The following is a 23949-nucleotide window of genomic DNA, read 5'->3' as shown; positions in this document are numbered from 1 at the left end:
ATTCTATAATTATGTAATGATGTTACGGCAAAAACAATGGTAACTATAAACCTTACTCTTAATAACTTTTCGGAGCTCCCTGCTCTCTTAGATGTTTTTGGTTGTTTTGGAAACGATTATGAATATACTACACGAGGAATTTTTCGTAGAAAAATTCCTCCAGTCTGCTCAATTTGTAGTACTCCAATGGTTCATAATGGCTATAATCCCCATACTAAAGAAGGTCTTGGAGAAATCAACATTGGTCGATATAAATGCTCAAATTGTGGTAGTACACACGAAGAAGATCATAGTTTTTGGGAAGATCTGAAGACTTTACTTTTTAATTCATTCAATGATTTCTTCCAGTTACTCAGATACCATAACGTTTCATACGATGGAATTTCTGATATAATGGACTTCATCTATCCAAGATCAAAAAGCACTATTTTAAGAGCATTCTACGAAGAAATGGAACAGAAAACTGTTCCATTTTCAGAAAATATACATATGGTGCACTATGACGAACAACATCCAAAAGAAGGAAGATGTCAGAAATACCGTTTAACCTTACTGGATGCAAAAACTCAAAGAACGATAGCAGATGAACTTTTTGAAGATAAGAGTTCAGAAACCATCAAGGGATTTTTACAGAAAAAATCTGGATGCATCAGAGCCTGTGTTTATCGTTACGGATTTTGATAAGAGATACCCTGATATATTAAAGGAAATTTTTGGTGATAAGTTAGTCCATCAATATTGTTTGATGCACTTAAACAAGCTTATTGTTAGTGATTTCCCAAAAAATACAACAATTGAACAGGAACTATTGAAGTACAGGTTATTGAATATATTTTACAATCGAGAGAATGAGATTAAATTTCTGGAAGAACTTCTATCTAAAGAACCGAACCTAGTTAATAAAGAAGAAAAACATCAGGAATGGAGTAAAAAAGCAAAAAAGAAATTTTACAAGTATAGAAATGAATTAAAGCTTGAAAGAAGACGAAAAAAGGAAAATCTTCCACTTAATAGTCTTGAAAAAGCAAAATATAATTTCAATAAATTAATGGAAAATATAAGAACATATGATGAATTGGTTCAAAAACGATTGTGGATGATCAATAAACACTGGCTAAATCTTACTTTGTTCCATTATCTTCCAGGAGCGCCAGCGACAAATAATCCTATTGAAAGCTATTATTCAAAAAGTCTAAAAACGGATAACAAGAAGCAGTTCAGGACTGATAAAGGAATTGAGAATCAGATTAAACTTACTCAAATGAGAAGATTAAATTTGCTCAAGAAACCACAAAAGTTATTTCTGGAATTGTTCAGATTATTTACTCCATTTAAGCTTTAGTAAAAGATATTTTTGAGAGCTGAGTTAAGGATTAAGTAGCGAAGCGTATCGATTTTAGTCAAAAAATTCAGTGAAAAAATTAAAGGAGTAAAATAATTCTTTGGCATTCCTGCCAAAGAAATCATTTCTCAAGGATTATTACAGTTTATTTGAGCAGTTAGCAGAGAAAAGTGAAGTTTTAAGGACGGAAAAAATGAGAAATCACTAAATTATGAAACTGAGTCCAATAGCTCGAAAGAATATGAAAGGATTTAAGATTGGATTAATTTTTTGAAATATATTGCAATGAATATGCTTTTTCTATTTTATCCATATTATTGAGAGTAAAAACACGTCTACCCATTTTCTGGCAATACTATTTGAAAAACAGGACTTTTTTACTAAGCAAAATCTTTGAACTAATCTATTAAGGAATTTAAATTTAAGGATGAAAAAATATATATTTATCCTTTATAAAGTAGAGGTAATGAGATCTAACCTGATCACAATTCTTTTGTCCTCCGAAAAAAGGACTGACCTGCTTCTCCTCCTCAAAGAAAAGCCTCGAACCATTGAAGAGATCAATAATGAGCTTGATACGAACTCAGTCGCGATCCTGCCCCAGCTTAAAAAACTGAAGGAAAAAGGGCTCGTGATTCAGGAAGAAAAGATATATGAACTTTCCCTTATTGGGAAAATCATTGTTAGAAAAATGGAATCTCTTGTAAAAGCCTTCAGACAGCTTGAAAACAATTACAAGTAAACGGGCTTTGAGAGATCTTCAAAAATCTGCAAGACATTCTTCCTGAACCTGCTAATCCGGCAGCCGATTCGAGATTAAGGTAAAGACCCGGCCGACACCTTCCTGTAACCCTCAATCTCTGCTGCCAGCTAATGAAAAAATGCTGTCCTTATCCCTGATTTTCAAGCTTTTTAATAATTTGTCTCTATTTTTCAAGCCTTTTAAGAATTTATTTCTGTTTTTAAGCCTTTCAAAAATTTATCCTTGCTTTTCAAGCTGTTTTTGAGCTTTTTCCCTTACCTCGGCAAAAATATCCTTTCCTTTTATATCAATCCCTACAATAAGCGGCCCGAATTCTTCCACTCTGAGCACCCAGACAGCTTCAGGCATTCCAAGGTCAAGCCAGTGGACGGCTTTTACTTCCTTAATTAACTCTGCGGCAAGAGCTGCACATCCGCCTGTATAAGCAAGATAAACAGACCCATTCTTCAAGGCATCAGCTACGCCTTTCATCCCGCCTTTTCCTATGATTGCCCGAACGTTATGGGCTTTCAGAAGAGGAGGAGTCATTTTTGACATCCTGCCGCTGGTCGTAGGGCCGGCAGACACTACTTTCCAGCCGTTTTCGGTTTGCTGCATCAGAGGACCGCAGTGGTAGATTACAGCGCCTTCCAGGGAAAAAGGAAGTTCTTCTTTCTTTTCTCCCATTTCAAGAATTCTGGCATGGGCTTCGTCCCTGGCTGTCAGGATTTCTCCTGAGATATAGACGATATCTCCGGCATTGAGTTTCTCGATATCTTCTTTCTTCAGCGGAGTTTTCAGGTGATATTCCATTACTCATCCCCCCCAAACATAACCGAAGCATGTCGATTCGCCCAGCACTGGATATTTACTGCAACCGGAAGGGACGCAGTGTGGCAGTGAGCAGTTTTCACGCGCACTGCAAGGGCAGTTGTGCTGCCGCCAAGCCCCATACAGCCTATCCCAAGGGCGTTTACAGACTCAAAAATTTCTCTTTCCAGTCCTTCCATCGGGGCGTCAAGAGGCTCAAGAAGGGATTCTTTTGCAAGCCTGGCTGCCGCATCAAAAGAACCACCAATCCCAACGCCGATGGTCAGTGGAGGGCAGGGCATTCCTCCGGCGTTCACTATGGTTTCGAGCACGAATTTTTTGATGCTTCCGGTTTCTGTAGGGTTAAACATACGCAGCGAACTCATATTTTCCGAACCTGCACCTTTAGGAGCAGCTGTGATCTTTAACTGGTTTCCGGGAACGATTTTCCAGTGAATATCCGGAATTCCGACCCCTGTATTGTTTCCGCTGTTCTTTCGGGTCAGGGGATCGACTGCGTTCGGCCGGAGAGGAATTTCGGCTGTTGCAAGGACCACTGCTTCTTTGATTGCAGCCTCAAGGTCAAAACCCGGCTGAAATTCACTCCCGATTTCCGCAAAAAAGATCATGATGCCTGTGTCCTGGCACATGGGAACCCTGTGTTTTTTTGCAATTTCAAGATTTTTCAGGATTGCCCGAAGCTGAAATTTTGCAACCTTATTTTCTTCTGCGACCTCAGCTTTCCTGATTGCGTTTACTACATCATCAGGAAGCTCAGTTTCCGTTTTTCTTAATAGGTCTGCGATAGACCGAATAAAACTTTCACGGCTAATTTTTGTAGACAAAAGATCACCATTGTATAGAAGAAATGAACTCTTTAGAACAAAGGGCAGGCATGAATATATATCCTGCACAGGATACACAGTAAGCACTTTATGAGATAAATTCCTGGGCGCTTTTTTGTTTTTAATGTTTAAATATCGAGTGGCCCATATTCAGGAACTGTGCAGTTGTCTGGTAGAAAGTGGTAGATTAAAGCCGTTTTTATGTTCAGGTATGAAGTGAGTAAAACAGGCAATAGATATATTGTTGACTGATCACTAAAAATAACCCACTTCAAGTTAACTGCTCAACAATATCTTCTCTGTCTTTCAGTAATAAATAACCTTTAATTTTGTTAGCTAATCTTTTTGGGAGCTCAGACAATTTGCTAATATGTTCTCCTTTTATCCTTTGCAAGTCTTCTTTAATTTCAGCGTAAGAAATTTCTTGCAAAGGAATCGTTGTTATTAGCGCTGCACCTGTTCCTGCAATTTCAATTCCTGAAGAAATTTCAATTTCTTGCGTTATGTCAGGGCTTAAGCTAATCCTTATCTCATTCATTTCTTGAGAAAGACCATCTACTTTTGTTCCTAATTCTTGACTTACTTTGTTGATATTTTCTATAACAGCATCTTCAGGAACCACTGTGATAGTAGGAATTTGCTCAATCACAAAAAGTAGGGCTTCATATTGTTTTACAAGATTTCTTTCGTATCTCATTGCTTCAATCTTATTCAAAACATACTCATTTTCGGAAACGTATCCAATTTTCTTTTTTAAAACATATGCAATATCCTCTACCTTTTGTGTCATTTCTTCTGGACTACCCATTTCCCATTTTTGAACTTCCCTACAAACAGAGTATGCAATTTTTTCTGTGACGGTTCCTTGAGATTGCTTGTATGTATTTTTTGCTTTCTCTTGAATTTCTTCAATAAGCTCTTTTAGATTTCTGTCTAAAATGGGTAGCCCTTTTCTCAGAACTTTTGTCGCAAACGGTGCCTTTTCGTCAGTGCATTTCATTAGTTCTGCAGCATGATCACAGTATTTTCTATAAAAATTGAGCTCGCCTTTCATCGCCTGTAAGTCTAGAGTTTCCAAATTCTTGACTTCTTTTAATGCTTCTGCAAGGTTTTCAACAGCTTCAAAAAGCTGTTTCTTGCTTTCTGAGTCTTCAATTGCAGCTTTAGCTTCTTCTAGATATTTGTTCACTTCTTCTCTAGCTTCCTGTTTTTTGAAAATTATTGTATGGAATGAGCGATAAAAAGGGAGACAAAATTTAGCAGGATTATAGTAAATTGCTTCCTTTGCTGCAGTTTCGAAAAACTCTATTGCCTTTTCTAATTCTTTTTTGTAATCTTCATCTGTTGCCGCCTTAGAAGCCATAAATATTGAAACTCTTCCAAGAGAATGATTTGAGGAGGATCTCACAGACCTGTCTTCATCATTGTTCAGTCTATGTAAATCATTCCATGCCTGTTGTTTATCTGGCACTTGAGAAAATGCAAAACCAAGAGCAGAGGCAGCACTAGACCTCACATTACTCTCTTCATCATTAGTTAGTCTATGTAAATCATTCCATGCCTGTTGTTTATCTGGCACTTGAGAAAATGCAGAACCAAGAGCCGAGGCAGCCCTATACCTCACAGACTTATCTTCATCATTGATCAGTCTATGTAGGTCATTCCATGCCTGTTGTTTATCTGGCACTTGAGAAAACGCAGAACCAAGAGCAGAGGCAGCACCAGACTTTACATAACTGTTCTCGTCATTAGTTAGTCTATGTAGGTCATTCCATGCCTGTTGCTTATCAGGCACTTGAAAAAACGCAGAATCAAGAGCGTAGGCAGCCCTATACCTCACATCACTGTTATCATCACTAGTCAGTCTAATTAGGTCATTCCATGCCTGTTGCTTATCTGGCACTTGAGAAAACGAAGAACCAAGAGCATCGGCAGCAATAGACTTCACATCACTGTCTTCATCATTAGTCAGTCTATGTAAATCATTCCATACCTGTTGTTTATCTGGCACTTGAGGAAACGCAGAACTAAGAGCAAAGGCAGCTACTAACCTTACTTCACGGTTTTCATCATTGATCAGTCTAATTAAGTCATTCCATGCCTGTTGTTTATCTGGCACTTGAGGAAACGCAGATTCAAGAGCTAAGGCAACACTAAACATCACATCACTGTTATCATCACTGGTCAGTTTTATTAAATCCTTCCATGCCTGTTGCTTATCTGACACTCGAGAAAACGCATCACCAAGAGCGAAGGCAGCATTATCCCTCACATTAATGTCTTTATCATAGGTCAGTCTAATTAAGTCATTCCACGCCTGTTGTTTATCTGGCACTTGAGAAAACGCAGAACCAAGAACAGAGGCAGCATTATACCTCACAGAACTGTCTTCATCATTGATCAGTCTAATTAAATCATTCCATGCCTGTTGTTTATCTGGCACTTGAGAAAACGCAGAACAAAGAGCTTCGGCAGCACTAGACCTCACATCACTGTCTTCATCATTAGTCAGTCTATGCAGGTCATTCCATGCCTGTTGTTTATCTGGCATGATAGAGAAGAATTCCTCTAATTGCTTTAACGCATCTGTACGCTTTTCTGGATCATCACTTAGACATTGATTGTGAATTTTCTCCTGGTCGACCAACTGCCAAACACCGTAAAATCATATTAAGTAGGTGTTTAAAAATTTTCCTTTTTGGTTTTTCAAAATTCGGTAAAGAATAGATACTTTAAGCAACTGCAGGAAAAGAAACTTTTTATGTCAAGTCTTCTGAAATTGCGATTTTTCCGGCAAGTGTTCAACCTAAGCTCCGCATTTTTAAGCGTATTTTAGCCGATTTGCCAGATTCACTCTTACTCGAATTTTCCTGCGGATATTGCGGTCTCCGACTTGCAGATCCACTTTCGACAGGCGTACTACTGGCTCGATAGGTGTACCACTGGCCCTGAAAAAAGGTATGATCGCCATTAATAGAGCGTAAATTTTTTGTTTTAGCTTTATCTTTGCAAAACTCCGAATTTAACATATAATTGTAATAATAAAAATATGAAAACTAATAAGTTAATATTACTCAAGAAACATTTAAGACAAATTTAGTATTAAATAGAAAGATTAATATCTTACATAATTAATACTTTTTTGGAAATTAGTATGAGTACTCAAAAACAAAGTCCCTGCAATTTTATGGAAATTATGGGAAAGAAACAGCTTCCTCTGCTATTATTCCAAAGTACCGGAATGGCATTAAATTCGTAGCTGTGATCGAGTGTAGCATTATTACTGGGTGTAGCAACACTTTCAATGATTTGCCATTCCAGCACACAAGGCAATTAATCTGTTATCCAGCTGTGGAGTTCTGACCGAATTAAGACAGCCTGTGTTTAGAGGGCTCAAGGGTGATCGGATGAAAAAAAATTCATGGACGGAGTTGAAGAGAGGAACCCTCCTCGGGATTTGCTTTGCTGTACTGCTGATGTTTGCGGCAGTCCCATGCCAGGCGCAGCAGACAACTGTCAGCTTAAACATGCCTGAGCTGGTGAAGGGAAATACGGTTTATGCAACTGTAAGTGTCGATAATGTTGAAAATCTTGATGCGGGACAGTTTGATCTGGTATTCAATCCGGATGTCCTGAAAATTGTTAGCGTCGAAAACGGTAGTATCGGGAATACGGAAATACCGGTGCAATGGCGTTCAGTTGACAGCAAGACTGCCAGAGTGATTTTTAACCTGGAAGGAGTCAACGGCGTAAGTGGTTCTGGAGAACTGGCCAAAATCGGGTTTGAAGTGATAAGTGATGGTAAAGGAGACCTTATAATTTCCAACGGACTGCTAGGAAACACAGAAGCTAAACGTATCGATACCATCTGGGGAGATTCCAAAGATGACGGAAAAGAAGGGGAAGAACAAGAAGCAGATACAAAACAAACAGCCACACCCGGGTTTGAAACAGAGCTCTCTATGATTGGTTTGACTGCAGTTGTCTGTCTGGCCAGGGGTAAACAGAGGTGATAACATGAAAATAGAGTTCCTGGTTGGAATGATCATTGGTTTGATTCTTCTTACATTACCCACATTTGCATCGGATTCTGTAAATGCATCAAACTCCATAAATGCATCCGATCCCCTAAATTCATCTGTTTCTGCAAATGTGTCTAATTCTGCGAATCTGTCTGACTCTGAAGATGTATCGAATGTCACACTCAGCATTCTTGGAAATGCGAACGGAGACAAGACCATAGATATGAAAGATGTGGAGTACACTGAAAGCATCATTCTGGGCTCCAAAAACCAAACGCAGTTTGCAGATGCAACGTGTGATAACAGTACTAACATACTTGATGTAACTAAAATCGAGCTTATCAATCTTGGAAAAGAAAAAGAGCTTACACTTGTTGATGGAGTTGGCAGGCAAGTAAATATAACTCTGCCTGTAAAAAGGATCATCCCCACGGATTACCGCACTACGGAAACTTTGCTTGCTCTCGGAACAGGAGACATGATTGTAGGAGTGGACAAGGCTTTTCATGAGCGTATGGCTGAGTTTGGGCTTCTGGATCTTCCTGAGGTTGCAGTGCACAGCCAATCGGTTAATTATGAAATGATTCTGACTCTTAAGCCCGATATAGTCCTGCTACCTATCTCGCAGGCAGAAAGTGCCGACCAGATAGCCGAAAATCTTCCGAATACCTCTATTGTTGTAATGGGGCTTGCCTCCAAGAAAACAATATACTCTGACTTAACAACTATGGGTTTTGCCCTGGGGAAAGAAAAAGAAGCAAATGAACTCCTCAACTGGATGCAGGGCTATGAAAATCTTGTAAACGAACGAATCAGAAGCCTGAATTCTGACAGCATGCCGACTTTCTACTATGAGTATATGTCAGGGGGAGAAGAGAACTGGAAGGCAATAACTCCGAACGATCCCAGCGCAGGTCAGGTGGCTGAAGGAACAGGCGGGCGCAATATCGCCACAGGATTGGCAGGCACTTCCATTGAAGTTGACCCTGAATGGGTAATAGAGAAAAATCCTGACTTTATGTTTGCGGATTTAATGAAAGGATTTGACAGCGGTCCTGGAAAGACAGAAGAGGATATGAAAGTTCTGCTGACAAAAGTCCTTTCAAACAGGCCAGGGTTCGAGCAGGTAAATGCTGTGAAAAATAACAGGGTCTACTTAATCGATAGGGACATTATCGGGGGACCCAGGTGGGTAATAGGGCGTATCTACTTTGCCAAATCTATGCACCCTGAGCTTTTTGAGGATATCAACCCTGAAGAAATTCACAAAGAGTATCTCAAAAAGTTCCATAACATTGAGGTTCAAGGAACCTGGGCTTATCCAGAGTGAGAACCATGATTCAAAAAGCTTTCCAGAAGGAATCCTCTTCACCTTTTTTTGTTGAGGATCTTCCCGATATCGTACGTGGGCATGAAATCTGGATTGAGTATGGTATGCACAATTTTTCCCTCGGAGATCCCATAGCATGTGACCTTTGCTTTGGACATAATATGAAAAGTGACAAAGCGGTTAAGACCGAAAAAGTAACTCCTGGAGTCTTTAGTACCTGGGGAAAAAATCATGCCGTCGAGGTCAGTGTCGCAGAAAATCACTTACTGATGCAATTCACTCCGGCTGGCGAAGGATATCACACCATTGGAGTAGAGTACGATGGCGGAATCCTCAATTTACCTCATCCCGGGCTGGAGGGCCCAAATTATTACCAGCAGTATACAAAAAACATCATTCCCGTAGGGGATTGTCACGCAGAATATGACCTGATTATCGGGCACGAACTGGAGATCATTCCTTTGAGCTACAGGCGGTATAAGGTAGGAGAACACATCCTGTTAAAAGTACTTTATGACCAGCGTCCACTGCCGGATGTGACCGTCTATGGAATACATATCGACAACCGCGATAGTCCTATTGAAGTGACAACCAATCAGGAAGGCGTAGTTGAGATTGAACTGGAAAAAAGTGGAAAGTGGATGTTCAAGGTTGGACACCGGGACCCTGAAAAAAGTGCAAAGGGCCTGTATAACAAAAAGGTAATGACTGCAACTTTTACTATTATGGACATAGGTGAGAACGTATGGAAGTAAAACCTCAAATTAGAGAATGGTGGGACAATGCAGAACACGATTACGATGCCATTGCAGCACATGGAGTTCACTCTGAAGAAGAAAAGGAACTCTGGACAGAAGCGATCACCCAGATCCTGGGAACCGAACAGAAACTGAAAATTCTGGATATGGGAACAGGCACCGGATTTTTAGCTCTGCTGCTGACAGAGCTGGGTTATGATGTCACAGGTGCAGACTGGGCACAGAGTAAACTGGAAAAAGCAAAAAAGAAAATGGAGATAGTCGGTAGTTCCGTAAATTTTGTTGTGGAAGATGCCGAAAATCTCTCATTTGAAGCTGAGAAGTTCGATGCGGTTGTCAGTAGACACCTGATCTGGACTCTGGCAAACCCGGCTTCTGCATTTAAAGAATGGGCGAGAGTGACAAAGTCCGGGGGCAAAGTGCTGACAGACATTCCGGCTAGACATTCTCATCCCGGAAACCATCACTTTGGAGAGGAGATAGGAAAAGAATTGCCCTTTTACAATGGTGCTGACCCTGGAGAGATTATCAGCATGTTTGAAGCGGCAGGGCTTGTAAACGTGTCTGTCAAAGTGTTCAATAAAATGACGCTTGTAGAAGGAGAGAAAGCATAAGCCATGGTAATCGCTTCGGTGGTTCGTGCTGTTGAACTCTGGATATCTGTCTTCCCTTTCACGGTTGCTGGCATACTGATGGCGAGTACCACAGTTGAGTTCGGGATATTTGGTCGATTATTTTCGGTAATGAAACCGACACTGCACAGAGCACATTTCACTTTCCATTCGGGAATTGCGCTTATGACAGCTCTTGGTTCTCCAATCACAGCAGTAGCGATGATTTCGGAATTTTACGGGGAAGGGAATGACGGGAAAGGAAAAATAAACCGGAAAGAGACTTCATTGACAACCGTTGCAACCTGGTTTCCGCAGACCATTTACGAAATCCTTGTTTATATCTCCCCAATAATTATATTTTTCCTGGGAGTAGTGGGCATTGCATATATATCTTTATTCATACTGAATAGTACAATAGTAGCTCTTCTTGCGTTTACTGCTGGCATAGCATTTTTAGTCCGGAAAGAATGTTTATCCAGGAAAGACTGCGAATTTGTTTCTAAAAACAAGAGCCAGAAATTTGTTTTTGAAAACAAGAGTCCAAAAATAGTTTTTAGAGCCACCCTCAAGCAAAGCGTACTCAATTCGGTGAGCCTTTTAAAACGAATTGTACTTTTTGCCTTTCCAGTAAGCATTTTTGTATTTGTCCTCATAGATCCTGGAATATTCGATACAGTATCTCAGAATCTTGAATGGATACTATTGCCTCCAGAAGCTCTGGCAACTATTCCGCTGGTGATTGCCAGTCCAGCTGCTGCATACGTCACGATTACAGATCTACTGGAAGCGAAGGTTCCGGATTTTAAATTAGCGTTGCAAACTTTACTTGCGGGTAATTTCCTTGTCAGTACTCGATATATCCTTACGCACAGGCTTCCCGTATTATTCAGGAATTTTCGGGCCGGTGCTGAGCCTGAAAATAATCTCAGTAAGCGCAGGTTTGAGGTTGGGATTGACAATCTTAATAATTCTTGTTCTGATGCTGGTTTAATGAAGGTTAGACCGTAGACCGTTGTCAGCATGCTTGAGGCAGTACTTACTGAATAAAAAATAATTGAATGGGAAGCAATCGAATGGGAAACAATCGAATGGGAAGCAATCGAATGGAAAACAATCGAATGGAAAACAATTGAATAAAAAACAATAAATTGCCTAATGCAATGGATGTGTATCTTTGGAGACGAAACAGCATACGTTGACTAAAGAAGAGGTTAGAAGCCAGTACAATAACCTTATCGGAAAAAAGGTCTTCTTTATTTTCTTCCTCCTATTCGCAATAATTCTCGTATCAGGCATATCCGCCTCTATGGGATCTGCAAACCTCTCTATCTGGGAGACTTATTCCTCAATACTGAACAGGTTATTTCCAGCTTATTTTGAACCGGGTTGGCTTGCCGATGTTTGTATATGGAACCTCAGGCTTCCCCGAATATTCATGGGCATAGTGGCTGGTTTCGGGCTTGGGATTGCAGGCTGTGTAACGCAGGCAGTACTCAAAAACCCGCTTGCAAGTCCCTATACGCTTGGCATATCTTCAGGTGCCGGCTTTGGGGCGTCTCTTGCAATTCTTACAGGTATAAGTGTTGCCGGAGGAAATTATCTTGTAATAGGTAACGCTTTCCTATTCGCACTATTATGTTCTTTTATAATCCTTGGATTATCAAACCGAAAAGGTGCAACGCCTGAAACCATGATTCTGGCTGGCATTGCGATGATGTATTTGTTTGCTGCAATGACAACAATCCTTCAATACTTTGGCGAAGCTGAGGCTGTAAAAGAAGCAGTATTCTGGACAGTAGGTGACCTTGATAGGTCCTCCTGGCCTAAGATCACTATTATTCTCGGAGTACTCACATGCTGCCTCCCCCTGCTCATGATAAAGTCGCTTGATCTCAATCTAATGGCTGCCGGTGACGAAACCGCAGCAAGCCTGGGTGTAAATGTCAAACGTACCCGGATTATTTTGATGTCAATAACGACTTTGCTGGTTGCATGTATTGTGTGCTTTACGGGAACAATAGGATTTATAGGTCTGGTTGCTCCACATTTCACGAGAATTGCAGTAGGAGGCGATAACAGGTTTGCTCTTCCGGTATCTGGCTTTCTTGGTGCACTACTGCTGACCAGTGCAGATCTTGTAGCAAGAAGAATTTTAGCTCCAATAATTCTCCCTGTTGGAGCAATAACTGCTTTCATGGGCGCTCCACTTTTTCTGTATATGATCATGAAACGAAAGAGGGAATACTGGTGAAACTGAAGGTAAACAATGTTGAATTTGCTTATAAAAGCATATCTGTGCTTGAGAATGTGTCAATGGAATTAAATCGCGCAGAAGTTCTTGGCATTGTAGGTCCAAACGGTACCGGAAAATCCACCCTTATCCGGTGTATCGACCATATACTGAACCCGAAAAGAGGAAGCATATTACTGGACGATCACAATGTCAGTAAAATGAGTAGAATGGAGATTGCAAGGAAAATGGGCTATGTACCGCAGAGTCTGGAAGGTGTTTTTCCTGCTTCTGTTATAGATACCGTTCTTATGGGCAGACGTCCGTACATTGGATGGAAAAGCAGTAAAGAAGACCTGGATAATGTACTTGAAGTGCTGGAATTACTTGGTATAACGGAGTTTGCCATGAGAGATGTTAAAGAAATTAGCGGAGGTCAGCAACAAAAAGTGCTTATCGCACGGGCGCTTGCACAGAAAGCAAGTGTTCTTCTTCTTGACGAGCCAACAAGTAATCTTGATATAAGGCATCAACTCGAAGTTATGGAGATTATTAAGAACATCGTGAAGAACAAAGGAATCTCTGCAATCATGGCACTTCACGACTTGAATCTGGCTTCGAGATATGCCGATAGAATAATCATGATGAAAGAGGGCAAAATATTTGCCGTTGGGAAACCTGCTTCAGTTCTCACCGTAGAGAATATAAAAGAGGTCTATGGTGTACGAGCTCTGGTGAAAGACGATGGAGAGGGCCCATATATTATTCCACTAGAACCTGCAACAAGTTAACGAAACTGTATCTGCAAGAAAATGGTCCACCTTTATTCGCTTGATGTTTTAAAACACCTGAATGTCAGCAGTCCCTTTAAAGTCCATATTGAGTCCACAATTCCTGCCTCTCTTGCAGGTGTATTTTTACATTCAATTCCTCTTTCATCTTTGTTCCTTAGTCATCCATCTACATTTGGTCCGTCGACTATTACTTCCTTTACCAGTCCCAGTTTGACGATATCCATCCTACCCCTGGGTCGACCAGATCTTTTAGCAGGGAATAAATTTGCCCATCCTTAAGCGCTGTTCCTTGTGGAGTTTTTCCATGTCCGGAAGCTAACTCTTCATGTGCCTGGAACTTGTCTTCTAGCCTGCTCAGCCGGTCAAGTATCTGGCTTATCACAATCAAAGTTGCGCTGGTGCACGCCGCAGCAAGCTAGTGGGGTATTCAAATGAAAATAAGGCAACGGTTTCCAGAGAATAGAATGATTTCAGGAATTAATATTAGCACTTAAATGGACTTGTGATTCTATAGAACAGCGAACCTACTAAAATCCTACTAAAATAGAATTATATGTATAATCTAATATACATAAAAATCTAAATATACAATTGCAATTGTGGGGCCGCGAATTCTGGGGGTGGATATCGCAGTTCAATAAGGGGGAGAGTCGAAATTTCCTTTTGGATTATACCAACGGCAGCCATATGTCACCATTCAGCAAGTTGTTTGCTTGAAGGTGGAAATATCATATGCCTGGTTTTTGATATGCCTGGTTTTTTGGGTGAAAAAATAAATTATCTCTGGATACTCACCAGAAACTGTGGACCTGAGATGCTCTTCTCCAGAATCCTGATTGGCGGGCTGGCACGATAACCAGAAATAAATCTGAAAGCAGAAATCTGAAAGCAGAAATCTGAAAGCAGAAATCTGAAAGCAGAAATCTAAAAGCAGAAAGGAGCTTGAGAATGGCAACTTTAACAGTTCTGAAATTTGACACAGCTAACGGTGCAGAACGTGCACTTGATGTGGTAAAGGATTTGAGCAAGCAGAACCTGATCAACCTGCATGATGCAGCCATAGTCACCTGGCCTGAAGGTAAAAAGAAACCAAAAACCAAACAATTGACTGATTTATCGGGCGTGGGTGCATTGAGCGGAGCTTTTTGGGGAATGCTATTTGGCCTGATCTTTTTTGTCCCCATATTTGGCCTGGTCGTCGGAGCTACACTGGGTGCACTGACCGGTTCAATGGCGGATGTTGGGATTAATGATGATTTTATCCGATCTGTCCGCAGCAAAGTTACAGAAGGCACCTCAGCCCTCTTTTTGATGACCAGTGATGCTGTACAGGATAGGGTCTTCGAATCCATGAAACAGTTCAAGTTTGAGATAATTGCATCCAACCTGTCTAAGGAAGAGGAAGAGAAACTTCGTGAAGCGTTTGCCGAAGAAGAAGCAGCACCTGCATACTGAATTTTGATAGACAAGCAAGCCACTCTCCCGGGAATGTAAATATTTCTGGGATCGATTGCAAAGCAAGAAAAATAATTCAATAAAAATAATTCAATATAAGATGAATTGGGGAGAAAAACAAAAAACGAATATGAAATTCTTCTAATCACAGGCACAAAGAAATGAAAGTACTTGAAAGAACTTTCATGCCAAATAAGTTTCCCCTTATTTTTATTACTTCAACAGAATTTTAAAATTAATGAGGGGGTGCCACTCAAAGAATACAAATCAGGAGTTACTTTTCCAGGAGTTATCGGGCTCACGTTTGTCCAGTCTGAACCAGCCTGAACGAAGCATTGCACGCCAAAAAGAGTGTTTCAAATGTACTGTTCGTTGTGCTGGACAACACAGGCTTTGGACAATTTGGGTGCTATGGCAACCCTATCCAGACACCAAACCTGGATAGCCTGGCCGCGGGAGGCCTCATTTACAAATCGGCCGAAATCACTATTCAAACAACATGGCCTGTACAACGGAGGATCAAGAAGCAGATTCCAAAACAATCGACTACGCAACATAATGGCATAACCTGAAACAAAAGGAATTTTCATGACATCAGAAATTGAATATTTTGTCATAGCCTTTGCAGTGCTGCTCTTTCTCTTTGGCCTTGTCTCCCGAAGGATCTCAGGTACTGTAGTTACAGCCCCTATGATCTTTGTGGCAGCAGGAATGCTGCTCAGCCCAGAAGGACTTGACCTTTTGAGTTTCTCTTCAAGCAGCACTCCAGTTCTTAGTGTAGCTGAGCTTGCACTTGTCCTGACTTTATTCTCGGATGCCTCAAAAATTGAGCTGCAAACACTATTGAGTGAAGAGAAACTTCCAGGACGGCTTCTAATAATTGGAACGCCGCTAACAATTGCCTTCGGAGCTATTGTTGCCGCTTTTCTTTTAAAAGATATAACACTTGCAGAAGCAGGTCTTATAGGAGCCATGCTTTCTCCTACCGATGCAGGACTTGGTCAGGCAATAGTTAACAATACAAAAGTACCTGCAAAAATCAGGCAGGCACTTAACGTAGAGAGTGGACTCAATGACGGGGGTGCAATTCCATTCTTTCTCTTTTTTCTGATACTAGCAAGAGGAGAGGCACTAAAATGGCCAGTAGGTACCTTGATCGTCCTGGCGTTTGAACAGATAGGTATAGGGGTGCTTGTGGGCGCAGCTATAGGGCTTGCAGGGGGATGGCTTTCGAGCAAAGCTGTAAGAGTCGGGTGGATGACGGGGCTTTACCGCAAAATTGGATTTATGTCTCTGGCTGTCATTTCCTGGCTTGGAGCAGACTTCATTGGCGGTAGTGGGTTCATTGCCGCTTTTACAGGTGGTCTCATTACTCAGGCTGCAGGTAAAATAAAAGCTACAGAAGAAGAAATCATCCTTACAGAAGCTGAAGGAAGCATACTTAGTTTTGCAGTTTTTTTCATATTCGGAATTACAGCGGCTGCAAGAATTTTTTTAATCAGCTGGCCGATATTTATCTATGCGGTGTTGAGCCTTACGCTTATCCGTATGATACCTGTGGCAATCTCCCTGATAGGCATGAAATTGCATACTAAGACCGTACTTTTTCTGGGCTGGTTTGGGCCCAGAGGTCTCGCATCTGTTGTTCTGTTATTGATTGCTATGGAAGAAACGGGAGGAATTGGGGGAAGTGAAACTCTAATTCTTGCCGTGATCACGACTGTTTTTCTAAGCGTTTTTGTCCAGGGAGCTACAGCAGGCCCTGGAAGTGAGTGGTATTCCCGCATAGTAGCGGCGCTGCCTACTGATGCACCTGAAAGGAAGAAAGGAGGAGAACCTTCTATAAGCTCCGATAACCTGGACCATCAAATCTGATTAGCTGGTTATAAAAGAAAATGATTAGTGTGAAAAAGGCAGCCCTGCTGTATTTTAACACGGAGAACTGCAAAATATGAAAATAAAAAGCGGTCATTACCGGTCACAGAGTATAAACAATTAGGGACTGGGAGAAATGTAAGTGGTTGAAATTGAACAGATACTGCCGCTTGGCAGAATTCTCCTGAGGCTGGCCGTTATTCTGGTGCTGACAATAGGAGCCATAATAGTAAGCCGATTAGTTCTGAAGCGCTTGCTTTGGCCGGCAATTAAAAAGACAAAAACAACAGTTGATGACCGAATTCTTCGCCTTCTGGAAAATCTCCTGTTACTTTACATTATTCTGCAGGGCATGCAGGCGACAGTAAGGCTGTTCAGTGAGTCTGTAGGTATCTATTCAAAATTAGTGGATGATCTCTTCTTCCTTCTCTACTGGAGTATAGGAGCCTATATAATTATTCGCCTCATATCTATCACTTCAAACTGGTACTTATCCAGGGTACCCCTGCGGGATCGGGAAAAAATTGACCAGCGAATTATTCGCGCCATACAATACATATTTCTGCTGGTTTTCGGTTTTCTAGCTATAGTTATACTCCTGAGACATTTCGGGATCACGGGGACTGCACTTACCGCATCACTTACAGCTCTCGGTCTCGGTGGAATAATCATTGGACTTGCAGCCCAGACAACCCTTGCTGATATCATTACCGGAATTGTGCTTTTAATTGACCGCCCCTTCAGAATCGGAGACCGTGTTCGGATCGAAAAACTCGATACGTGGGGAGATGTGGTAGAGATCGGGTGGAGGTCAACGCGTATCCTTACAAGAGACAATAGGCTTGTAATAATCCCCAATTCTGTAATCGGAATGGATTTGATCACTAATTATTCCATACCCGATAAGATATACCGTGTCGAGATAGATGTAGTTGTATCCTATGGCCCGGATATAGAGTACGTACGAAACCTGATTATTGAAGCTATGAAGCACGAAGACTGGATCATGCATGAAAATCCCATACAGGTCCTCTTACTCGAGTTTACAGGGTCAGGAATGAAGCTCAAAGCCAGATGCTGGATAGAGGATTACGTGGAGACAAGAGTTTCAGAGGATCGATTAAATACGACAATTTATAAAGCTCTGATAAATGCAAATATAGCGATGCCTTCTTCTGATGTCATTATTCATTTTGCTGACAAGGGAAATGTGTTAACAATTTCCAAAAAAAACGAGGATTAAAAAAGGAAATAAGATTAGCAGAAAGAAGAGAACATCTTTAATTTTATAGAATAATCCTCCTCAGCAGACCCGATAAAATTAGTCAACATGCATAGAATAATATATATAAAAGAATAATTATATAAAGTGATTTATTGAACACCGAGCCTGGGGAGATATCGGAGGTTCTATTGGGGAGGGTTGACAGTGTAAAAATTAGCCTGTATTGCAGGTTCCATGACTCATGCAGGCATCAGTGAGAATTTCATAAAGTCAGTATGCAGCGAAGTAATTGAAGGCGCTTCAGCTCTCTTTTTGATGACTAGCGATGCCATAGGAGATAGAGTAGAAGATTCCATGAAACAGTTCTAGTTTGAAATCATTGCTACAAATCTGTCTTTTATTTAAGTCAAGAAAAAAATTCAAAACGAAAATGAGTGGGAGTACAGGGTAAATTCAGTTCCTCTCACACCCTTATTTTTATAAATTTCTTAGGAAATACAGAATAAATCGGGGGATAAATGTCGCTTAAAGAATACAAACCAGGAACTACATTTCCAGGTGTAATCGGGCGCACGTTTGACCAGTCTGAACCAGCCTGGCCGGAACCACTGCGGGCTAAAGAAGGCGCTCCTAATGTACTGTTCATTGTGCTGGACGACACGGGATTTGGACAACTTGGGTGCTATGGTAGCCCTATCCAGACACCAAACCTGGACAGCCTGGCTGCGGGAGGCCTTGCTTACAACAATATGCATACAACCGCAGTGTGCTCTCCCAGCCGTGCGTGCATACTTACCGGCAGAAACCACCATTCGAACAATATGGCCAGTATCACCGAGGGCTCAACAGGCTATCCGGGCTATAACGGCTATATACCTTTTGAGAACGGTTTTCTGTCAGAAATACTTCTGCAGCATGGTTACAACACCTATGCAATCGGCAAATGGCACCTGACAGCTGCAGACCAGATCTCGGCAGCCGGACCTTATGAACGCTGGCCTCTGGGACGGGGTTTTGAGCGTTACTACGGGTTTTTAGGAGGTGACACACACCAGTATTACCCTGATCTGACCTATGACAATCATCCAGTAAACCCTCCCAAAACTCCCGAGGAAGGTTACACTTTGAATGAGGATATAGTGGACAAAGCCATCCAGTTCATTTGCGACGCCAAACAGGTGGCACCCACCAAACCCTTTTTCATGTACTTCTGCCCGGGAGCCATGCATGCGCCTCATCATGTCCCTAAAGAATGGGCGGATAAATACAAAGGCAAATTCGATGACGGCTGGGATGCTTACCGGGAGAAAACGTTCGCCCGGCAAAAGGAACTGGGCATATCCCCAGAAGATGCAGAGCTATCCCGCCATGACCCGGATGTCAAGCCCTGGGACCAGTGCTCTCCTGAAGAAAAGAAGCTCTATGCCCGCATGATGGAGGTCTTCGCGGGGTTCCTGGAACACACCGATTATCACATTGGGAGGCTGTTTCAGTTCCTGAAAGATATTGGTGAGTTTGAGAACACGTTGATTATGGTAATTTCCGACAACGGTGCCAGCTCTGAAGGTGGCCCTGCAGGATCGGTCAGTGAGATGAGGTTTTTCAATAACGTGCCTGAATCTGTGGAGGAGAATCTGGAAGTTCTCGATAAACTTGGGGGCCCGGATACTTTCAACCATTATGCCTGGGGATGGACCTTTGCCGGGAATACGCCCTTCCGCCGCTGGAAACGAGAGACATACCGCGGCGGCGTCAGCGACCCTTTTATTGTCCACTGGCCTAAGGGGATAAAGGCTAAAGGCGAGGTTCGAACCCAGTATGCCCATGCTATCGATATGGTACCTACAGTCCTGGATTGCCTGGGAATTGAACCTCCGGTGGCTATCAAAGGTGTAACCCAGTCACCTATTGAAGGCGTAAGTTTTGCACACACTCTGGACGATGACAGTGCACCTACGAAGCATCACACCCAGTATTTCGAGATGATGGGGCACCGCTCACTGTATCACAGGGGCTGGCGTGCCGTATGCCCGTGGCCTGGCCCATCGTTCATAGAGTCAGGAAAATTCTTCGGGGACCCGATCACGGCAGATATGTTAACCGAACTGGATGCAAAAAGCTGGGAGCTTTATCACATAGAGAAGGATTGGGCAGAGAACCATAATGTGGCTGCAGATAATCGGCCCAAGCTGATCGAGATGATAGCAACCTGGTATGAAGAGGCCGGAAAATACAATGTGCTGCCCATAGATTCTCGAGGAAGCCTACGCTTTGCCGATGAACGGCCGCAGATTACAGCAGATCGGACCAGCTATACCTATTATCCCGGAACTCAGGTGGTTCCCACAAATGCAGCACCCCGAGTTCTCAACCGTCCGCATAGTATCACAGCCGATGTCGAAATTCCTGCAGGAGGCGCAGAAGGAATCCTGCTCTCCCAGGGTGATATTGAGGCCGGCTATGTATTCTTTGTAAAAGGCGGAAAGCTGCACTGGGTACACAACTACGTAGCCAAGGCATTCTATCATGTGGAGTCCGTTGAGGATATTCCTGACGGGCGGCATCAACTCCGCTTCGAGTTCGAGGTGACCGGTAAGCCAGACGTTCCCAGTGGCAAGGGCTCACCGGGAAAGGCTCAGCTCTATATAGATGGGAAGTTAGTTGGCCAGACGGAGGTACCTGTGACGACTCCGCTCAGTTTAGGGCTAATCGGGTTAAGCTGCGGCGCAGCTCATGGGGCACCCGTCACACCTGACTACAAGCCGCCTTTTGAGTTTACCGGCAAGATCCACAGCGTGACCGTGGATGTAAGCGGCCAGCTTATCGAAGATAAGGAAGCTGAAGCGCGTATGCATATGGCACGGCAGTAAAAGTATTGATTTGAGGGTCCTGTATGAGTTCGATTTTACCAAATGATGAAGCATTGCGTGCCCTAGTATCTAATCCGGATGAGGGCAAAGTTGTTATGCTGAACCTGCTAAAATTCAAGGGTGAAGAAGGAGCCAGGGCATACGATCGCTACGTGGAAAACGTCTCGAAGATACTTGAAGCACGTGGCGCACGTATAATTTATTCCGGTAAGGCGGCTGAATTGCTTGTGGGCGATGACACATGGGATGCCATTATTCTTGTAGAGTATCCTTCGCGCAAAGTCTTTGTGGAGATGGTGAACAATCCAGAATATCTAAAAGTACAGGTGGACCGTGAACAAGGCCTGGAGCGTACTGTGTTGTATGCGACGTCACCAATGGGAGAGGGGGAACGATTCTTTTCAAATAAAATTAACTAGTAGTATTTCTGTCCTTCTCAGGATGATGAACATTGACTTTTCTCAATGAGCATCGATTTTCAGCTAGGATAGGAAGATAGTATAAGGTGGAGTATAGAACTGACAGGGGGTATAGAACTGACGAAGAAACACATACTTTGTGGTCTGTTAATGGGGATATTCGCTGGAATTGCTGCAGGTTTGGTTGCTGGAGCTATGCTGAAGTATACTTAATGATTCATACCTTCAGGAGCGACCAATGCGCAGAAAACTTAAATCCATTTACAGGAAGGCGTTTAAAAAAAGTGATAAATGCGCGCAGGAAGCTCAATGCCCCCATCTAATACAAATGGGGAACCTATTTTTTGATCTTGGAGCCTCTACTAATGCGTTCACTGTCGGAGCACTATCCAGAACAAGCCGAATCCGATAACCAAAGCAAAATTCTCTTATTTCTTTCTATTTTTTCTGGAAAAATCCGCCCTGCGGGCATCTGAGCAAGTTTCTTTTTCTTCGAGTCTTGCCTTCAGTTAAAGAATTCCTGAATCAATAAAGTTAATTGTAGACAAATTTAAATTTTTTGAGCTTGAAACGTAGCAATATAGTTAAGACAGGAAAGTCAGGTCAAAGGTATCAGGCTTAGAGTTCAACATAGAGGACCATATTTTACTTAAGAGTAAATCAGTATGCGAAGGTTGCCCAGCCAAAAACCGGCCAAGTTGCATTTTCTTTATTAAGAACTCTTTATTTTAATATAATATATGATAATCCCTATATATATTAAACTTTATATATCTTTTAGGTCATATTACTTCAACTTTTTTTGAGTGCAGAGTTCTCGAAGGGAAGTAAAATCCCGGGGGGTATAAGTGGTCGACATCGAACATATATTGTTACTCGGTATAATTATCTTGAAGCTGGTCGTTATTCTGCTAGTTACAATCGGTGCCTTATTCATTAGCCGATTTATTTTGAAGCGCTGGCTCTGGCCAGCGATCGAAAAAGGAAAATATTCCAATAGAATTTTCCGACTTGTAGAAAATTCACTGTTGAATCTCATCATTCTGCAGGGTACGCAAGCCGCAATAGGGCTTTTTGGTAAGTATTTCAGCAATTATGCATGGATCGTTAATAATTTCTTTTTCGTTCTCTACGTATGTATAGCGACGTATGTCGTTCTTAGCTTGATATCCCTTGCTGCAGACTGGTGCCTATCCAGAGTGCCCTTGACGGAACTGGAAGAAATAGACCACCGAGCGGTTCGCTACGTACAGTATATATCTCAACTGGTTTTTCTTTTCCTTGCCATTACCATAATTTTTGAACATTTCAGGATCACACAGGTTTCATTTCGTGAATCATTCACTGCTCTCGGCATCGGAGGTATTATAATCGGCCTTGCGGCCCAGAGCACGCTTGCTGACCTCATCGCCGGGATTGCAATTTCAATTGATCGTCCCTTCGGAATCGGAGACCGTATACTGATAGAAAAGCTCAATACCTTGGGAGATGTGCTCGAAATGAGCTGGCGGTCTACTCGCATTCTTACCAGGGACAACCGCCAGGTAGCAATTCCCAACTCTGTTATCGGAAAGGAACTTATTACGAATTATTCCATGCCTGACAGAATGTTCCGTGTCGAAACTTTTGTTATCATATCCTATGGTCCGGATATCGAGTACGTACGAAATCTGATTCTTGAGGCTCTGACTCACGAAGACTGGATCATGCAAGATAAACCGATACAGGCACATTTATTCGATTTTACAGAATTCGGAGTGAAGTTCAAAGTCAGATGCTGGATAGAAAACTTCGTGGAAACCAGGATTTTGGAGGACCGGCTCAACACGGCAATTTACAAGGCCCTGATAAATGCAGGTATCACAGCGCCTTCTTTACATAATATTGTTCATTTTGCTGACCGGGAAAATGAGTTAACAATTTCCAGAAATGGCAATGATTTTAAGAACGGTTAATTGCATTTCTATGGAACCTTGCACTCTATGCCAGGGAACCCAATAAAATTGAGTAAGAAGTATATTAAACTACACATAAAACTCATATACATAAAAATTTAAATATACAACTGCGATTATCGGACTGCAAACTTGGGGGTAAATATCGCAGTTCAGTAATGGATGGGGAGGGCAGATAGTCTCAAAATTAGTCGGGTGCGGGCCTGGAATGTCATCTTTGACATTATAATTCAGTTACCTGACAGGTTTTCATCAGCTAGCTTGAAAGGATGCGGGAAAAAAGAGAGAGTAAAATACTATTTTTCCGTTCGAATCAAAACGGTTGCGGCCCGATGTCAGGGTTCAGTAAGTTCTGCGCGGGAAGGCGAAGAATACCAAATTCATTGCTTTTCGGTCACAAACAAAATTATCCCTGGACTATCCACTGTTAAAAAGTCTACAAATCTGAAATTGCTTCTCCAGAATAGTCTGTTGAAAAATAGCTACAAAAATTTTTTGTAAGCAAAGATCCGTATTGCCAGTTTATGAGGCAAGTTATTTTCGGCTCTTTCCACTATGCCACCGATTTGGGGATCGTCGGTCTGGACAGGGGTGCGGGCGGTAAATACCTGATCTTGCCGTCGAGGGAAATCGAGCTGGTGAAGTGACTACTGGCTAACAGGG

The 23949-nt window shown here is 42.0% G+C and carries 21 protein-coding genes and 2 pseudogenes; 17 read left to right on the top strand and 6 right to left on the bottom strand.

The annotated features are described in order from the left end of the window. The first annotated feature begins 36 nt into the window (after positions 1-36). Together MSKOL_RS08980 and MSKOL_RS08975 are read left to right on the top strand one after the other, a co-directional pair. Positions 37-1342: pseudogene (locus MSKOL_RS08980) on the top strand (ISNCY family transposase). A 466-nt stretch (positions 1343-1808) separates the two neighbouring features. Continuing rightward, positions 1809-2084, top strand: coding sequence for an ArsR family transcriptional regulator (locus MSKOL_RS08975; RefSeq protein WP_231592568.1), 276 nt, complete (start codon positions 1809-1811; stop codon positions 2082-2084). A 237-nt stretch (positions 2085-2321) separates the two neighbouring features. On the opposite strand, the gene MSKOL_RS08970 is transcribed toward MSKOL_RS08975, so the two are convergent. The 4 genes from MSKOL_RS08970 to MSKOL_RS20065 form a co-directional block, all read right to left on the bottom strand. Then, positions 2322-2897, bottom strand: a complete 576-nt coding sequence (locus MSKOL_RS08970; protein WP_048155439.1) for a FumA C-terminus/TtdB family hydratase beta subunit — start codon at positions 2895-2897, stop codon at positions 2322-2324. Next, positions 2897-3739: a fumarate hydratase gene (locus tag MSKOL_RS08965; RefSeq protein ID WP_048158254.1), complete on the bottom strand. Its 843-nt coding sequence runs from the start codon at positions 3737-3739 to the stop codon at positions 2897-2899. Before MSKOL_RS08965 ends, MSKOL_RS08970 begins: the two co-directional genes overlap by 1 nt. A gap of 271 nt (positions 3740-4010) precedes the next feature. Beyond that, a complete protein-coding gene (locus MSKOL_RS08960; protein WP_052725396.1) occupies positions 4011-6386 on the bottom strand; it encodes a HEAT repeat domain-containing protein in 2376 nt (791 codons plus the stop codon). A gap of 174 nt (positions 6387-6560) precedes the next feature. Further along, entirely contained in the window at positions 6561-6710 is a 150-nt protein-coding gene (locus MSKOL_RS20065; RefSeq protein WP_156151019.1) for a hypothetical protein, read from the bottom strand. A gap of 436 nt (positions 6711-7146) precedes the next feature. On the opposite strand from MSKOL_RS20065, the gene MSKOL_RS08955 reads away from it, so the two are divergent. The 7 genes from MSKOL_RS08955 (at position 7147) to MSKOL_RS08925 (ending at position 13484) form a co-directional block, all read left to right on the top strand. After that, positions 7147-7752, top strand: a complete 606-nt coding sequence (locus MSKOL_RS08955; RefSeq protein ID WP_048155436.1) for a cohesin domain-containing protein — start codon at positions 7147-7149, stop codon at positions 7750-7752. Positions 7753-7756: 4 nt separating this feature from the next. After that, a complete protein-coding gene (locus MSKOL_RS08950; protein ID WP_048155433.1) occupies positions 7757-9091 on the top strand; it encodes an ABC transporter substrate-binding protein in 1335 nt (444 codons plus the stop codon). A 5-nt stretch (positions 9092-9096) separates the two neighbouring features. Continuing rightward, on the top strand, positions 9097-9846 hold the full coding sequence (locus tag MSKOL_RS08945; protein ID WP_048155425.1) for a DUF4198 domain-containing protein: 750 nt from the start codon (positions 9097-9099) through the stop codon (positions 9844-9846). Then, a complete protein-coding gene (locus MSKOL_RS08940) occupies positions 9837-10463 on the top strand; it encodes a class I SAM-dependent methyltransferase (protein ID WP_052725395.1) in 627 nt (208 codons plus the stop codon). Before MSKOL_RS08945 ends, MSKOL_RS08940 begins: the two co-directional genes overlap by 10 nt. A gap of 3 nt (positions 10464-10466) precedes the next feature. Next, positions 10467-11471, top strand: a complete 1005-nt coding sequence (locus MSKOL_RS08935) for a hypothetical protein (protein WP_048155420.1) — start codon at positions 10467-10469, stop codon at positions 11469-11471. Between the two features lie 166 nt (positions 11472-11637). Continuing rightward, on the top strand, positions 11638-12714 hold the full coding sequence (locus tag MSKOL_RS08930; RefSeq protein ID WP_231592566.1) for an iron ABC transporter permease: 1077 nt from the start codon (positions 11638-11640) through the stop codon (positions 12712-12714). After that, positions 12711-13484 (top strand): ABC transporter ATP-binding protein, encoded by a 774-nt coding sequence (locus MSKOL_RS08925; RefSeq protein WP_255351980.1) that lies wholly within the window; start codon positions 12711-12713, stop codon positions 13482-13484. Before MSKOL_RS08930 ends, MSKOL_RS08925 begins: the two co-directional genes overlap by 4 nt. A gap of 32 nt (positions 13485-13516) precedes the next feature. On the opposite strand, the pseudogene MSKOL_RS20060 reads toward MSKOL_RS08925, so the two are convergent. Next, a pseudogene (locus tag MSKOL_RS20060) lies at positions 13517-13645 on the bottom strand (IS1 family transposase); the annotation flags it as partial. Positions 13646-13683: 38 nt separating this feature from the next. Then, the gene (locus tag MSKOL_RS08920; RefSeq protein ID WP_197078862.1) at positions 13684-13869 is read right to left on the bottom strand and encodes a hypothetical protein; all 186 of its coding nucleotides are present in this window, start codon (positions 13867-13869) and stop codon (positions 13684-13686) included. A gap of 566 nt (positions 13870-14435) precedes the next feature. Between MSKOL_RS08920 and MSKOL_RS08915 the strand changes: the two genes are divergently transcribed. The 8 genes from MSKOL_RS08915 (at position 14436) to MSKOL_RS08880 (ending at position 23286) form a co-directional block, all read left to right on the top strand. Further along, entirely contained in the window at positions 14436-14942 is a 507-nt protein-coding gene (locus MSKOL_RS08915; RefSeq protein WP_048120358.1) for a DUF1269 domain-containing protein, read from the top strand. A 335-nt stretch (positions 14943-15277) separates the two neighbouring features. After that, positions 15278-15514 (top strand): sulfatase-like hydrolase/transferase, encoded by a 237-nt coding sequence (locus tag MSKOL_RS08910; protein WP_048120357.1) that lies wholly within the window; start codon positions 15278-15280, stop codon positions 15512-15514. Between the two features lie 16 nt (positions 15515-15530). Next, a complete protein-coding gene (locus tag MSKOL_RS08905) occupies positions 15531-16817 on the top strand; it encodes a sodium:proton antiporter (protein WP_048155411.1) in 1287 nt (428 codons plus the stop codon). A 142-nt stretch (positions 16818-16959) separates the two neighbouring features. Then, positions 16960-18060 carry a mechanosensitive ion channel family protein gene (locus MSKOL_RS08900; RefSeq protein ID WP_048155409.1) on the top strand — a complete coding sequence of 367 codons (1101 nt, stop codon included), beginning with the start codon at positions 16960-16962 and terminating at the stop codon, positions 18058-18060. Positions 18061-18276: 216 nt separating this feature from the next. After that, a complete protein-coding gene (locus MSKOL_RS19265; protein ID WP_082091080.1) occupies positions 18277-18411 on the top strand; it encodes a DUF1269 domain-containing protein in 135 nt (44 codons plus the stop codon). Between the two features lie 149 nt (positions 18412-18560). Beyond that, positions 18561-20912, top strand: coding sequence for an arylsulfatase (locus tag MSKOL_RS08890; protein ID WP_048155403.1), 2352 nt, complete (start codon positions 18561-18563; stop codon positions 20910-20912). A gap of 23 nt (positions 20913-20935) precedes the next feature. Beyond that, positions 20936-21331, top strand: a complete 396-nt coding sequence (locus tag MSKOL_RS08885; RefSeq protein WP_048155401.1) for a DUF1330 domain-containing protein — start codon at positions 20936-20938, stop codon at positions 21329-21331. An 848-nt stretch (positions 21332-22179) separates the two neighbouring features. Further along, on the top strand, positions 22180-23286 hold the full coding sequence (locus MSKOL_RS08880; RefSeq protein WP_048155391.1) for a mechanosensitive ion channel family protein: 1107 nt from the start codon (positions 22180-22182) through the stop codon (positions 23284-23286). Positions 23287-23949 lie beyond the last annotated feature (663 nt).

Origin of the sequence: Methanosarcina sp. Kolksee (genome assembly GCF_000969945.1) — an archaeon.
Taxonomy (GTDB): Archaea; Halobacteriota; Methanosarcinia; order Methanosarcinales; family Methanosarcinaceae; genus Methanosarcina; species Methanosarcina vacuolata.
The sequence above is the reverse complement of the archived record's forward strand: the minus strand, read 5'-3'. Positions and strand labels throughout refer to the sequence as shown.

Bases quoted from the DNA above. Each gene is read 5' to 3' on its own strand.
- MSKOL_RS08975 (WP_231592568.1), top strand. From the start codon at position 1,809: ATGAGATCTAACCTGATCACAATTCTTTTGTCCTCCGAAAAAAGGACT.
- MSKOL_RS08970 (WP_048155439.1), bottom strand. From the start codon at position 2,897: ATGGAATATCACCTGAAAACTCCGCTGAAGAAAGAAGATATCGAGAAA.
- MSKOL_RS20065 (WP_156151019.1), bottom strand. From the start codon at position 6,710: ATGGCGATCATACCTTTTTTCAGGGCCAGTGGTACACCTATCGAGCCA.
- MSKOL_RS08955 (WP_048155436.1), top strand. From the start codon at position 7,147: ATGAAAAAAAATTCATGGACGGAGTTGAAGAGAGGAACCCTCCTCGGG.
- MSKOL_RS08950 (WP_048155433.1), top strand. From the start codon at position 7,757: ATGAAAATAGAGTTCCTGGTTGGAATGATCATTGGTTTGATTCTTCTT.
- MSKOL_RS08945 (WP_048155425.1), top strand. From the start codon at position 9,097: ATGATTCAAAAAGCTTTCCAGAAGGAATCCTCTTCACCTTTTTTTGTT.
- MSKOL_RS08940 (WP_052725395.1), top strand. From the start codon at position 9,837: ATGGAAGTAAAACCTCAAATTAGAGAATGGTGGGACAATGCAGAACAC.
- MSKOL_RS08935 (WP_048155420.1), top strand. From the start codon at position 10,467: ATGGTAATCGCTTCGGTGGTTCGTGCTGTTGAACTCTGGATATCTGTC.
- MSKOL_RS08915 (WP_048120358.1), top strand. From the start codon at position 14,436: ATGGCAACTTTAACAGTTCTGAAATTTGACACAGCTAACGGTGCAGAA.
- MSKOL_RS08905 (WP_048155411.1), top strand. From the start codon at position 15,531: ATGACATCAGAAATTGAATATTTTGTCATAGCCTTTGCAGTGCTGCTC.
- MSKOL_RS19265 (WP_082091080.1), top strand. From the start codon at position 18,277: ATGACTCATGCAGGCATCAGTGAGAATTTCATAAAGTCAGTATGCAGC.
- MSKOL_RS08890 (WP_048155403.1), top strand. From the start codon at position 18,561: ATGTCGCTTAAAGAATACAAACCAGGAACTACATTTCCAGGTGTAATC.
- MSKOL_RS08885 (WP_048155401.1), top strand. From the start codon at position 20,936: ATGAGTTCGATTTTACCAAATGATGAAGCATTGCGTGCCCTAGTATCT.